Annotated in this window: 16 protein-coding genes, 2 pseudogenes and 1 riboswitch; of the genes and pseudogenes, 9 read left to right on the forward strand and 9 right to left on the reverse strand. The window is 37.2% G+C overall.

The features are described from left to right. Nucleotides 1-41: 41 nt before the first annotated feature. From EZY12_02225 to EZY12_02245, 5 genes and pseudogenes are all read right to left on the reverse strand, one after another. Nucleotides 42-269 (reverse strand): hypothetical protein, encoded by a 228-nt coding sequence (locus tag EZY12_02225; GenBank protein ID QSX68545.1) that lies wholly within the window; start codon nt 267-269, stop codon nt 42-44. 150 nt (nt 270-419) lie between these two features. After that, nucleotides 420-765, reverse strand: a pseudogene (locus EZY12_02230) (type II toxin-antitoxin system PemK/MazF family toxin). Beyond that, entirely contained in the window at nt 758-949 is a 192-nt protein-coding gene (locus EZY12_02235; GenBank protein QSX68546.1) for a hypothetical protein, read from the reverse strand. The pseudogene EZY12_02230 and the gene EZY12_02235 overlap by 8 nt, the downstream one beginning before the upstream one ends. A gap of 307 nt (nt 950-1256) precedes the next feature. Further along, nucleotides 1257-1790, reverse strand: coding sequence for a hypothetical protein (locus EZY12_02240; protein ID QSX68547.1), 534 nt, complete (start codon nt 1788-1790; stop codon nt 1257-1259). 83 nt (nt 1791-1873) lie between these two features. Beyond that, complete coding sequence (locus EZY12_02245; GenBank protein QSX68548.1) at nt 1874-2773, reverse strand: hypothetical protein; 900 nt, start codon at nt 2771-2773, stop codon at nt 1874-1876. Between the two features lie 48 nt (nt 2774-2821). Here EZY12_02245 and EZY12_02250 point away from each other — a divergent pair, with 48 nt between their 5' ends. The 3 genes from EZY12_02250 to EZY12_02260 all read left to right on the forward strand — a co-directional run bounded on the left by EZY12_02250 (nt 2822) and on the right by EZY12_02260 (nt 4360). Next, on the forward strand, nt 2822-3055 hold the full coding sequence (locus EZY12_02250; protein ID QSX70481.1) for a DUF433 domain-containing protein: 234 nt from the start codon (nt 2822-2824) through the stop codon (nt 3053-3055). Further along, the gene (locus tag EZY12_02255) at nt 3052-3393 is read left to right on the forward strand and encodes a DUF5615 family PIN-like protein (protein ID QSX68549.1); all 342 of its coding nucleotides are present in this window, start codon (nt 3052-3054) and stop codon (nt 3391-3393) included. The genes EZY12_02250 and EZY12_02255 overlap by 4 nt, the downstream gene beginning before the upstream one ends. 715 nt (nt 3394-4108) lie before the next feature. Beyond that, the gene (locus tag EZY12_02260) at nt 4109-4360 is read left to right on the forward strand and encodes a hypothetical protein (protein QSX68550.1); all 252 of its coding nucleotides are present in this window, start codon (nt 4109-4111) and stop codon (nt 4358-4360) included. Nucleotides 4361-4373: 13 nt separating this feature from the next. Here EZY12_02260 and EZY12_02265 read toward each other — a convergent pair whose 3' ends face one another. Together EZY12_02265 and thiC are read right to left on the reverse strand one after the other, a co-directional pair. Beyond that, the gene (locus tag EZY12_02265; protein QSX68551.1) at nt 4374-4559 is read right to left on the reverse strand and encodes a PCP reductase family protein; all 186 of its coding nucleotides are present in this window, start codon (nt 4557-4559) and stop codon (nt 4374-4376) included. A gap of 76 nt (nt 4560-4635) precedes the next feature. Further along, on the reverse strand, nt 4636-6009 hold the full coding sequence (gene thiC, locus EZY12_02270) for a phosphomethylpyrimidine synthase (protein ID QSX68552.1): 1374 nt from the start codon (nt 6007-6009) through the stop codon (nt 4636-4638). A 7-nt stretch (nt 6010-6016) separates the two neighbouring features. After that, nucleotides 6017-6113, reverse strand: a riboswitch (TPP riboswitch). A gap of 543 nt (nt 6114-6656) precedes the next feature. Here thiC and EZY12_02275 point away from each other — a divergent pair. The 5 genes from EZY12_02275 to psbN all read left to right on the forward strand — a co-directional run bounded on the left by EZY12_02275 (nt 6657) and on the right by psbN (nt 9478). Then, the gene (locus tag EZY12_02275) at nt 6657-6845 is read left to right on the forward strand and encodes a hypothetical protein (protein QSX68553.1); all 189 of its coding nucleotides are present in this window, start codon (nt 6657-6659) and stop codon (nt 6843-6845) included. Nucleotides 6846-7103: 258 nt separating this feature from the next. After that, on the forward strand, nt 7104-7307 hold the full coding sequence (gene psbH / locus EZY12_02280) for a photosystem II reaction center protein PsbH (protein ID QSX68554.1): 204 nt from the start codon (nt 7104-7106) through the stop codon (nt 7305-7307). Nucleotides 7308-7765: 458 nt separating this feature from the next. Continuing rightward, nucleotides 7766-8020 carry a TatA/E family twin arginine-targeting protein translocase gene (locus EZY12_02285; GenBank protein QSX68555.1) on the forward strand — a complete coding sequence of 85 codons (255 nt, stop codon included), beginning with the start codon at nt 7766-7768 and terminating at the stop codon, nt 8018-8020. Between the two features lie 2 nt (nt 8021-8022). Further along, nucleotides 8023-8667 (forward strand): aminoacyl-tRNA hydrolase, encoded by a 645-nt coding sequence (locus EZY12_02290; protein ID QSX68556.1) that lies wholly within the window; start codon nt 8023-8025, stop codon nt 8665-8667. 673 nt (nt 8668-9340) lie between these two features. Further along, nucleotides 9341-9478: a photosystem II reaction center protein PsbN gene (gene psbN, locus EZY12_02295; protein ID QSX68557.1), complete on the forward strand. Its 138-nt coding sequence runs from the start codon at nt 9341-9343 to the stop codon at nt 9476-9478. Nucleotides 9479-9521: 43 nt separating this feature from the next. On the opposite strand, the gene EZY12_02300 is transcribed toward psbN, so the two are convergent. After that, a complete protein-coding gene (locus tag EZY12_02300) occupies nt 9522-11588 on the reverse strand; it encodes a response regulator (GenBank protein QSX68558.1) in 2067 nt (688 codons plus the stop codon). 2 nt (nt 11589-11590) lie between these two features. Further along, nucleotides 11591-12628, reverse strand: coding sequence for an ABC transporter substrate-binding protein (locus EZY12_02305; GenBank protein QSX68559.1), 1038 nt, complete (start codon nt 12626-12628; stop codon nt 11591-11593). A gap of 59 nt (nt 12629-12687) precedes the next feature. On the opposite strand from EZY12_02305, the pseudogene EZY12_02310 reads away from it, so the two are divergent. Then, nucleotides 12688-12855: pseudogene (locus tag EZY12_02310) on the forward strand (four helix bundle protein). Nucleotides 12856-13048: the final 193 nt, after the last annotated feature.

Consider the following 13048-nt stretch of genomic DNA (forward strand, 5'->3'; position numbering starts at 1 on the left):
CAGCTTCGTTAATCTATTTAAGGTATCAATCAGAATTTTCACTAAAGATACTTCTCTACTCGATGTTGTTCTAACATTGCATTTACTTGTTCATCAGTTGGTGCTGGTTGATTGGTTTTTAATAAACCTTTCATTTGTTTGATTATGCGAGTCCGCTCAGATTTTTGACTGGGTTGATTTTGTAATGATTCGATGATTGCACGAACCAGTTCTAAGCGATCGCTCTCAGGTAGTTGAAAGGCTTTCTCTTTAAGCTCTTGTAGGGACATAGAAGTTATTTTAACAAACGCTATATTTACCTTTATTCTATTTTATCTGAAAGCGATACCTTTGGAGTGCTACGCGATTCCTAGGTCGCGCTTCGCTATCGCACCTCTCCAAAATCTCACAAGCACTAAATTATCAATTTGCTGCACAGACTACTCATCATCATCTTGAACGTTTTTTTCGTCAAATCCCAGCCAAAATAGTAGCACCTGTTCTAACTCCAGCATTTGTTCTGGTGTTATGTTTCCCAATTTGCGTAAAAGCTTTGCATGAGGAATTGTGATGATATTTTGCACATCAAATACTCCTTACCGAAGAAAATTTGTTTTGACTTGCACCTCAAATCTACAAAGTGCGTGAATTTATTGTGTGTGGAACAAGAGTCGCTAATGCACGATCTCGATCTAGTGCAGGAATACTAATTACTAAACATGGTCTGACTTTTGCTACATAACCTAAATCTACTAGCCAAACTTCACTACGTTTAGGACTACTTATATGTCGCTTCTTCCTCATCTAAATCAAGAAAAAGTCCCTCAGCATTCATGACTAAATCTTCATCAGATAAGGGCGAAAAATCTAAATCAACTGTCCGCTTTAAAATCTCTAATACTAAATCTAACCGTTCTGAGTCTGTCAAGCGGTCGAATGTATTCAGAAGTTCTTGTACTAAAGCAGTCATAGCTTTTTTCCTATATATGGAAATATCATAACATGAGCTTGATATGGCTCTCACAAAAATCACACTATAAGCGATACCTTCGGTCAGCTTCGCTATCGCATTCCCAAAATTATCTACAAGCGATACCTTCGGTCAGCTTCGCTATCGCATTTATCATGAAGTGACTCGATATACACTATCAGGAATTAAGCAACTGGCACATTGGTAAGGTGCATCAGACCGCAAAAATCTAGCAAATAAACAGATTGTTGATATCTGATACACCCTACAATTTTTGGTGTGACACTTGCGTAAGTCCTATTACCCTTCAAAATTTCTCTTTGATCAAAGAATCTATTAAAACAGTTATTGTACATTTGTCATTGGGCTTTTCCTCACCAAATGGAACATTTTGCTTCAATATGATCAGGGTTCCCTCGGTTTCAAACCCATCGCCCTCAGTTACATACACTCTGTTCTTATCGAAGTTTTCTGCCCATTCTTTAGCATATTTTGGTAGTTTTGCTTTAACAACAGCAACACGAGCGGGATTTGCTTCGTTAAGTTTAGCAATTAAGTTAGTCGCATATTTCTTCAAAGTCTTTTTAAAATCGTTTAGAGATGTAATGGTAACAGGCTCTTCCAAACGAAAAGCTTTTAGGAGAGCATTCACAATAGGCTTATACTCAGTCACGTCTTCACCTTCAGCACTCTTGTTATCTCCGAAGAGGCTATCATCAAATTTTTGATCACTGAGTTCTTCATATTTCCCTTCAACAATCCAAACAAAATCATCTTCAATTTTGTGTGAGTAGGCATCTGAGAATACCTTTTTTCCCGTAAAAATACAGTTAAAATACATAGGCTTCGGTTTTCTATCTAGGTTTTCGGTGAATTCGGCTTATTATATCACACATTCCGCAGATATACAGCCATACCTTAAATTTATTGATCCTGTAATCTTTGCAACAATTCCTCACGGGATAAATTACCCAAAGAAAGAAGTAACTGAGTGCGTTCAGAAATAGGAATATTAGCAATCTTTGCCACCAAACCAGATAACTCAGCATCCAAACTACCAAAACGCGCTTCCAGAAGACAATTTATCAAAGAAAATCGTTCTTCTTCTTTTCCTTCTTGCTTCCAATCTTCTATTTGTTGTAAATAAGCCGGTGATAAGTTCATAATTACTTCCTCTTCTTCCCTACTTAAATTATCTCTCAATTCTAAATTCTTGCGCCAGTCCGCTAAAATTTCTAACAAATTCTCTCGAAAAGGGTTATTCTCTGGTAATTCAGTTAACTCCTCCACTGCTCTTTTTTGTGTTCCTCCTTTCCCCAAAACTCTCAACCATAAGGTATCCTCATTTACTGGTAATTGATGAATAGCGACTATTGCTGTTTTCAGAATATTTGGCAGAAAATAAACACCTTGAACCCAATCTTCTGCAATTTCAGTTGCACCTAATCCGGTAATCATCCGAGATGAAAAAGTTGGTGTTAAAATCCATAAAATCGGTAAATCTGATTCAGCAATATTTTTGTTTTCGCGTTTTGCTTTCCTGACTACATCACCATGAACAGCATATAGTTTAAGTAAACAACTACGAATTTCTATTTCAGAGGGTGGATTGCGAAAAGGCTCAAATAAACATTGAGTTTTTGCCATCTTCCCTAATAAACCCAAAGGGAGATTTTCCTGATTTTGATCAGAAAATGGTTCAAACCAAACATCAATTTCTTGAACTTCACTTTTAACCTTTTCGCTTTTTTTAATTGTTCCTAGAGGTGTTAATAATTCCTCTAGATATTCTTTGGCAAATTGATCATGATATTGTCGAGTCATTTTATTATATCAAAAATTATGGTACAATATTCTTTATTCTAATCACTAATTAACTCAATGAACGAATTATTAAATCGGATTACGCAAATTCCTGGTCAATGTGGTGGTCGTCCTTGCATCCGCGGAATGAGAATTAGAGTCAGTGACATTTTAGAAATGTTAGCCGAAAATGTCAGCGTTAGCGAAATTTTAGAAGACTTTCCTGATTTAGAACCAGAAGATATCCAAGCTTGTCTTGTGTTTGCTGCACGACGGACTGATTTTGTGCGGTTGACAGCATGAAAATTTGGATTGATGCACAATTACCCCCGACATTAGCAAGTTGGATAACAGATACTTTTGCTATAGAAGCATTTTCATTAAGAGATATTGGGTTACGTGACGCTAAAGATATAGAAATTTTTGAATCTGCAAAAATCGCTAATGTCATCATCATGACGAAAGACAGTGATTTTGTTGATTTGGTTTGTCGGTTAGGAATACCTCCTCAAATTCTTTGGTTAACTTGTGGAAACGTGACGAATCGTAATTTACGTCAACTTCTGACAATTACTTTACCTGATGCTTTGGAACAATTACAGCAAGGAGAAATGATTATGGAAATTAGTAATAGTCGTTAAATAATTACTTTATCTCAAATAACTCTCTAATCGCCATAATCGCACTTCTTATACAAATTCAATAAAATTCCAATACAGATTTTTTCGTAGAGGTTTAGAGGGTGTTTGAAAAGTATTAAATAAAACCAATAATCTCCAAAAACCTAACCCCCCTGCCCCCCTTCCCTTGTAGGGAAGGGGGGTTTCAAAGCCTCTCTCCGCTTCGGGGAGAGGTTTGGAGAGGGGTTAATTTATACCTTGAAAACTTTTAAAACATCCTCTTAGCACTGCTCATTGGTGTCAACTTAACGTAAAACTGATGTCCCGACTGGGAATTCATTCCCAGTCTCATAGCCAAAGTCATCTAAAGATGACTAAATATCCCGAAAATATTTAGTCTACTTCAGTAGACTTTGGTTATTAGCCCTGAACTGAAGTTCAGGGCGGGTGTGGAAACCAACAAATAAGCCATCTGTCGTTTTGTATTTGATAAAAATGTTGTTGTAAGTGCATTTTTATTTGCTCAAAGTAAACCACGTCAGGCATTAGATAAAGCTCAAGATATAGGTATTATCTTGTTAAGTGCTGCTGTTTTCTCAGAGTTACAAGAAGTTCTATCAAGACCAAAATCTTTTACTATATCAAAAATCATACTAAACATGAAAAATATTATATAATAATTATGTTACTACCAAAAGCATAGTTTGAAAAGTAGTTTACCCCAAAAATTAAACTAATGTTACAATCAATCGAAGGCATTTACAAAGACGGGAAAATTGAATTAACTGAAACGCCAACAGGCATAAATACAGCGCGAGTAATTGTAACTTTTCTTGATACTAATACTTCTGTAGATTTGTCATCGCGCGGAATTAATGAAGAACAAGCTGCAAATTTAAGAGCTAGATTACAATGTTTTGCACAAGATTGGGATCAACCAGATTCTGCATCTTGTAAAAATGACGATCTAACAAATCATCTAAAATAATGTTAATTAACTATTATAATTCATTATAATTCTTATTAAATAGTTTTTTAGCCTGTTCATAAACTTCAAAAGTGATTAGAAATATACTATTCTCTTGAGCATAATTTTCAATCTTTTTACGAGCAAAAGGACGCACAAAAAAAGGAATATCTTTGAGTTTAACTTCAGCTTCAGCAGTCCATTTAATTTGTTCACTCATGGATTTTTAGGGTTTAATTTTGATGTTCTCAGATCCCCGACTTCTTGGAGAAGTCAGGGATCTTGTTATTTAGTGCTTAACCTTGCGCTACAGGTTCCTTAGCCAAAAATTTCTCCAACTCAGTCAAAGCATCAGCATCAACCTTAGTCTGCATTGGACAGAATTTAGGCCCACACATAGAACAGAACTCAGCAGTTTTATAGATATCTGCTGGTAAAGTTTCATCGTGATATTCCTTAGCTCTTTCAGGGTCCAAAGATAATTCAAACTGACGATTCCAGTCGAAATTATAACGGGCTGCGGAGAGTTCATCATCTCTATCTCTAGCACCAGGGCGATGTCTGGCAATATCCGCCGCATGAGCCGCGATTTTATACGCAATTAAACCATTGCGGACATCTTCAGCATTAGGTAAACCTAAATGTTCTTTAGGAGTCACATAACACAACATTGCTGTACCATACCAACCCGCCATAGCTGCCCCAATCGCTGAGGTAATATGGTCGTAACCAGGAGCAATATCAGTCACCAAAGGACCGAGAACATAGAAAGGAGCTTCCGAACACTCTTCCATTTGCTTGCGGACATTGAACTCAATTTGATCCATAGGTACGTGGCCGGGACCTTCCACCATTACCTGGATATCATCTTCCCAGGCGCGACGGGTGAGTTGTCCTAGTGTTTTCAGTTCCGCTAACTGAGCTTCATCGGACGCATCATGGGTACATCCAGGGCGCAGGGAGTCGCCTAAACTGAAGGAAACATCATATCTCTTGAAAATCTCAATGATGTCTTTGAAATGGGTATACAGGGGGTTTTGTTTGTGGTGATGCAACATCCACCGCGCCAAAATACCGCCACCGCGAGAGACAATCCCTGTAATCCGGTTTCTGACTAAAGGTAAATGTTCAATCAAGATTCCCGCGTGGATAGTTTGATAGTCTACCCCTTGCTGGGCGTGTTTTTCGATGATGTGGAGAAAGTCGTCAGCGGTGAGATTTTCGATAGTGCCGTGAACGCTTTCCAACGCTTGGTAAACTGGAACTGTACCAATGGGAACAGGTGAAGCGTTGATAATTGCGGTACGAATTTCATCTAAATTACCGCCACCTGTGGACAAATCCATCACGGTATCAGCACCGTATTTTACCGCCAGGTTGAGTTTATCAACTTCTTCCTGAAGGTTGGAAAAGTTAGGAGAAGCGCCAATATTGGCATTTACTTTACATCTAGAAGCGATACCAATGGCCATCGGTTCTAAATTAGTGTGATTAATATTCGCAGGGATAATCATTCGTCCCCGTGCCACTTCAGAGCGGATAAGTTCAGCAGGCAGATTTTCCCGCTTGGCTACGTATTGCATTTCTTCGGTGATTACACCCTGACGAGCGTAGTGCATTTGCGATACGTTTTTTTGTCCACGTCGCTTGGCTACCCATTCTGTCCGCATATTACAATCCTCAAATAAACAGCTTCCCTCCGCTGGTATTACCCAGACTCAGGTGTTAAGGGTTTGATCTCAGCTTGTTTTCCCAAGCACCCCTAGCATGGTGTAGATTGTAGCATTTTGGTGATGGTTAGGAGAGGATTGTGAGGATGGAGGGTAATAATCTTCAAGCCAGGGAATAAATTCCCTGTCTAAAAGCTCAAGTCGGTTAAAACCGACTATTTGAGATTTATTCTTTTTCTTGAATAGTTTTTTAAAGGACTCCACAAAAAAGATGAACCGCTTGCAGCAGTGCTAGTTCTACGCTATCCAATCTTGTGGGATGGGCATCTGGTTCCCTCCTAATATTATTAGCAGGCAAGATGCCTGCACCACAAGAAATTTTGGGATATTTTTTTATTTGAAACTCTCTTATTTTTATTCAGAGTACGTTTTAACGTACTTTAGCTATTAGCCCGGAAATTGATTTCCGGGCAGTTTGGTATTAAGCTGTGGCTTCGGGCGTAAAATCCAAACGTACCATATAAATTGGCAAGTAGGCTCTTGTCAACATTTGACATAAGTAGATACACTTTATCCTCTGTGCTGATGTAGATAAAATAAATACTCCTGGGAAATAATAGATTATATCGACATATTCTAACAATTTGATGGTGTTAATGGATTTTGTTGAAAAAGCTAATTCTCCCTATTTATACAAACATATCCGTCAAAAATGTAGAGACATCCCATGTAACGTCTCTACAAGGATTATTGATGACTGGCAACATTACCGCTTTAGCACACCGAAAATCAAGTATTTTTGTAAATGTGGCGAAAACCTCCGACAATATCGCTAAACAAAGATCAAAAACTGCAATAATTTAAAAACAGCTTTTGGATTAATCCATGTCCCGTGAGACAACCGGGAACTTATCCACTACTGGATAAAAGCTTGGGTAATTATTCGTAATCAATACGAGTAAGCACGAACTGTTAAACTTGTAATTAGATCAATCTAAAACAGGTCAGTTTAAACCAAGAATCCTTGCCCTGTGAAGGTTTGGGAATGTCTGAAAAAATTTAAAAAAGCTTTTGTAAGTAATCTTAGGTGAACTATGGCACAACGGACTAGGTTAGGAGATGTTCTCAGACCCTTAAATGCTGAGTATGGTAAGGTATCTCCAGGTTGGGGAACAACACCTTTAATGGGTGCGTTTATGGGTTTATTCTTGGTATTTCTGCTCATAATCCTCCAAGTTTATAACAAGTCTCTGTTAATTCAGGATGTGCTTGTTGATTGGCGCAGTTTCGGCGGCTAACGGCTATTCAGCCATCAAGCTGATAGTTAGCATCTACCCGGGATCATTCTAAAAAGTAGTAATACGAATTAGATGTGAACCAAACCACCCACAAGCGTAGTCAAAGGGTAAACGTTATTTAAGTCATGACACCTTGGGATTCGCTAGTTCCATGCTCTGTCGGTACTGATTAAACATTCCGAAAGGAAAGTGTCTTTACCTTAACAAGCTTAGATAACTAGGTTGAAGCAAACTTTACTTAGAAATAATGACTGGTCAAACCGACCGCAAACGTCAATAGCGGGGAAATATTTTCCTGCTATTGACTACGAAACACTACATTATTCTGGGATTAGGACTTATGGCTTGTCCGGGTTTTTTTATTATTGATAAAAACGCCGGAAAATAGCGATAAAATTAGTCTAAATCCCAAAGCTATGGAGTGGCTGTGGCGGTTTCTCAGTCTACAGGAGAGGAAAATGAATATATTTGGTATCGGTTTACCAGAAATGGGCGTAATCATGGTAGTCGCGTTATTAATCTTTGGTCCGAAGAAGTTACCAGAAATTGGGCGCAGTTTGGGGAAAACCATTCGCAGTTTTCAAGAAGCTTCTAATGAATTTCAAAGCGAGTTTAAACGAGAAACTGAACAATTGAAAGAAACTGTGCAAACAACCGCTGAACTAGAACATAAACACATTGAAGCTGGAAAATCCCAGCCAGAAAATATATAAGGATGAAAGATGAAGAAATAAAACCAACGGCTTTGGTGATTCCCCAGCTAATCGTTGGACTGGGAAACCCAGAACCTAAGTATGATCAAACTCGTCATAATATTGGCTTTGCAGCTATAGATACCCTAGCTCGCGCTTGGCAAATTTCTCTGGCTGAAAATCGCAAGTTTCAAGGAGAGTTTGGGGAGGGGAATACAAGAGGTAAGGGTAAAATCCGCTTACTCAAACCCTTAACCTATATGAATCTTTCTGGACAAGCTGTGCAAGCGGTAACTAATTGGTACAAATTACCGCCTGAATCAGTATTAGTTATTTATGACGATTTGGACTTACCCTTGGGCAAAACTCGCTTACGCTTATCTGGTTCTGCGGGTGGACATAACGGCATGAAAAGCATTATTTCTCACCTCAATACCCAAAATTTCCCCAGATTGCGGATTGGTATAGGTAAACCAAAAGGGGCAATAGATGGGGATAATTCTCATACTGTTTCTCATGTTTTAGGACGATTTTCCGCCACTGAAAATAAGGTCATGTCTCAAGTTTTAAACTTTGTTGTTGAGTGCGGAGAATTTAGCTTCAAACAGGGAGTAGAAAAAGCCATGAATCTTTGCAATACTCAGAATTTTACAGGTGTTGATTCTTAACAGAACATACTAAATATGTATAGCGGAGAAAACCACAAGAGGAACACGGGAAGGTTGGGAGCTTCGTGTCTTCAGACCGAAGGGGAAAACCGACAAATGCCGAATTTATCCGCCTTCAATATTGTGGTATGATTGAGTTGTCAGTACAAGACATAAAAACCTACCGGGGGACTCTCGGAAAGTATACGCTTGTCAGATATGATTTCGCCCTTTTGGGCAAACGAAATCAGGGCAAGAACCCAATATTAAGGAGCCCTGCCTGAAACTGGAATAACTGAGGGATATAGACTGAAACTCTCTATAGAATCTGCGTCTCTTTAGAGCGCAGAGTGTCAAGCTTATTGTAGGGATTTAGCAATGCTCATTGGTGTCAATTTAATGTAAAACCTATATCTGGCAAAGTGTTCAAGTTCATTGCTAATAGTCAGAATTATCTAAAAATGACTAAACATTTGGAAAACTCCTTAGTCTACTTCAGTAGACTTGAGCTATTAGACAGGGAATTTATTCCCTGGCAGGTGTGGAAACTAACGGATAAGTAGGGGCGTATTGCAATACGCCCCTATTTGGCTAATAGTGAAGCCTAAGCTATAAAAGTTTTTTAGTGATTAATAATTAAGTTAAATTTTGTAATATTCTATAGATATGGCTTTCATAATATGTGTCTAAATTTATGGACTTAGAACCCGCTACGATGCTTGGAATTACCTTTTGCGCGGCGTTAGTTGCTATTACTGGTATGGCAATTTACACATCTTTTGGACCTCCAAGTCAGCAATTAGATGATCCTTTCGATGATCACGAGGATTAATAGGGTTATTAATTTAACATAATGGTGGGCATTGCCCACCCTACTAATTATGAATTTGCAAATAATTTGATAGGACGCGGGTAATTTCTGCAATTACAATGGGCTTGGTGATAAAATCGTTCATGCCTACATCTAAACATATTTGACGGTCTGTTTCTAGGGCATTAGCTGTTAAAGCGATAATATAAGGTTGATTTTGAGGTGATTGACGAATTATTTTGGTGGCTGTGACACCATCCATTTCTGGCATTTGCATATCCATGAGAATGACATCATAGTATTTATTTTCTAACATGGCTAATACTTCTAAGCCGTTGTTAGCAATATCGGCAATATAACCAAGTTTTTTAAGTGTCAAAGCTGCTACTTTTTGATTAACTTTATTATCTTCAGCTAAGAGAATTTTTAATTGTAATTGAGAGTTTGTATCTTCTGATTGAGATGGTTTTATTGCATCTTTGGGAATTAAGTCAATAGATAAAATACCTTTAGCAATTAATGTAAAATTAAATATTGAGCCTTGATGATGGTCATTTTCATTTGCTATCCAATTATCAGGAGGAGTTCCGGCAATATTTCCTAAACTTTCTACCCAAATTCTTCCACTCATTAAATTAACTAAACTTTTACTAATTGCTAAACCTAAACCTGTACCACCATATCTGCGACTAATGGAAGCATCAGCTTGGGTAAATGGTTGAAATAGTTTTTGCAATTGATCGCTATTAATACCAATTCCTGTATCTTTAATGCTAATTATTACTTGATATTCTGGACATTTTTGATCATTAGCAATTAATTTACTATTGACTGACACATAAACGCTGCCAGAGTTGGTAAATTTAATGGCATTACCGATCAGATTGAGAAGTATTTGACGTAAGCGTAAACTATCTCCTAAAAGATGAAGAGGAATATTGGGATCTATGAAATATTCAAGGTTAATATTTTTTATATCTGCTTGTGTAGCCAGAAGACTACATACAGATTTGATGATATCTCTTAAAACAAAAGGTTGTTCTTCTAATTGCAAATTTCCTGACTCAATTTTTGAGACATCAAGAATATCGTTAATAATGGTTAAAAGGGCATCACCACTATCTCGAATAGTATGAATAAAATCTATTTGTTCTTCTGTAAGATTTGTCATTGAGAAGAGTTGGGTGATCCCAATTATACCATTCATGGGTGTGCGAATTTCATGACTCATATTAGCTAGAAATTCACTTTTAGCATTAGTTGCAGAGGCAAGTTCCAGATTGGAAATAGAAAGTTGTGCGTTGCTTTCTGTAAGTTTGGTTTCTATAATCTCCCTTTTTATTAACTCCTGTTGCAGGATTCTAGTATTTTCTTGAATCTTATTTGCCATGTCATCAAAAGCAATGGAGATTTGAGCAAGTTCATCTGAACCTGATAATTTAGTTCTGATATTAAGGTTGCCTTCAGCTAAACTATTACTAGCTGCAACTAATTGAGAAACTCGCCGAGTGAGAGTTAATTCAAAGAAAAACCATAATCCTAAACAAAATATAGTTAATGAACCATTGAATATGAGAGATCGCTTTAAAGCATCATTAAAAGCTTGTTGTTTAGTCCGGGTAAGATCATATTCAAAAAACAAAATTCCCACTCTAGAAGGGCGGATTTCGTTGGGCAAAACCTGTAGAAAAACGGGATAAATCGCAATTAGTTTTTTCTTATTTGGTGAGAGGATAATTTTTCCGGCTAGATTCTCTCGGACAGTAGTTAACTCAGCCGTATAATCTGCCGCAACTGTGTTACTTATGGGAGTATCTTCAAGTTCATAACGGTTGGATAAATGAATGATATTTTTATCATTAATTAGTATGACTAAATTGAGGTTGGGATCACTACCAAGTTGACTAATAATCGTAATTTCCGCATCTTCAATATCTGATCTGCGATACAAATATTCTAAGATTCTTGATGTTTGTCCTGCGGAAATCTGCAAATAGTCTTTAGTATTTAATTCTGTTTTTTTATAATTTTCGGCAACTTCTTGATTGAAAGAAGTTACTCCCAATAATCCACCACACAAGATTAAAACCGTCGGAATAGAAAATCTTAGAGGTAGGGGAAAACTTTTCATTTTTATGAGTTTTTCTGACTGGATAATTTGGCATTTTTAATAAAACGATCATCAAGAATATTTACAGGATCAATTGCTTTTGATATTAATTTATTTTCCATCATAATCTGGATAAGTTTTTTCATCCCGTTCACCAGAGCAGGATCAGTTTGATCGAGTAATTTTTGATTTTCTTGTAAGTTGGGTTGACTTAATCCTTTAAAAGCATCCAAAATTTGTTTAGAGGTTACTTTAGTGCGTTTTGCCATGCGATTCGCTGCATCTTGGGGATTTTTTTCTAAATAATCTAAAGCCCGAAATCGCCCATTGATTAATGCTTGAATGGTATCAGGAGAATTAGCGATCGCTTCTGTGCTAACAGCGATAATATCTACAATTTCTCCAGGAATCTGGCTACTATCAAATAATAATTTTGCCCCGGCTGCTAATAGTTTAATTCTAGCAGGTCCAAAGGTAACAACGGCATCTACTTTTCCCTGTTTATAAGCTCGTTCGTGTTCGATTGGTTCTAAAGAAACTATCTGAATATCTTTCACAGACATTCCATTCTTTTCTAAGGCACGAGCCATGAAAAATGCGCCTAAAGAGGTGGATTCTACACCAACCCGTTTGCCTTTTAAAGCTTTTATGTCTGTTATTTCTGGTTTTCCTAAAATCACATCTGCACCATGAGAAACATCCACGATGGCAATAATTTTAATGTTTTCTTGATTTGCAGCTAAGACTAAAGCTTGATCAATTGATAATCCTGCACCTTCAATTTCATTATTGCGATAAGCCCGTACTTCCTCTGTTCCTGAAGGATAATCTACCAATTTGATCGGGCTTTGATCATAATAACCCAAATCACGGGCTAGATATAAGGTTTCATATCCTGTCCAAAGGTTAGTACCGATGCGTAGTGGTGAGGAGGTTGAAGTGGTACAATTCGTTAAGGAGATGGCTAAAATCGCTGTAATCAAACTGAGAGGAAAATACTTGCGGAATTTGACGAAAAACACGCCTAATTGTTTTTTAATTAGGCTTGATAGATAATTCATAAGACCTCGCGGTAAATTAGAAACTCAGACACTTCAGTGTAAGATATAGAGGAGAATATATAAGATTTTTAAACATAGCTCAAGGGTCAGTTAATGAATTAAAAACTCATCTAATTTTATCTCACCGAGTAGGATTATGTTCATAAAAAGATGTAGAAATGATTCTTAATTTATTAAAAGAAGAAAGCAGAATGATTATTAGTCTTATTAAAAAACTAGAAAATTAAAATTTTTTCCCTGTTCCCTGTTCCCTTCTCTCAATTTCTCGGTTTAGCATAACAAGTACTGAAGAGCCGAAGTATTTTAAACTGAAATTCATTTTTCAATGCTTTAGTCTCTATATCAGGATTGAGGACAAGACTTGGCAGACAAGGCAGACAAGGTGACAAGGGAGGAAAACCGGACAAAGGAATGTACGAT

Origin of the sequence: Dolichospermum sp. DET69 (genome assembly GCA_017355425.1) — a bacterium.
Taxonomy (GTDB): domain Bacteria; phylum Cyanobacteriota; class Cyanobacteriia; order Cyanobacteriales; family Nostocaceae; genus Dolichospermum.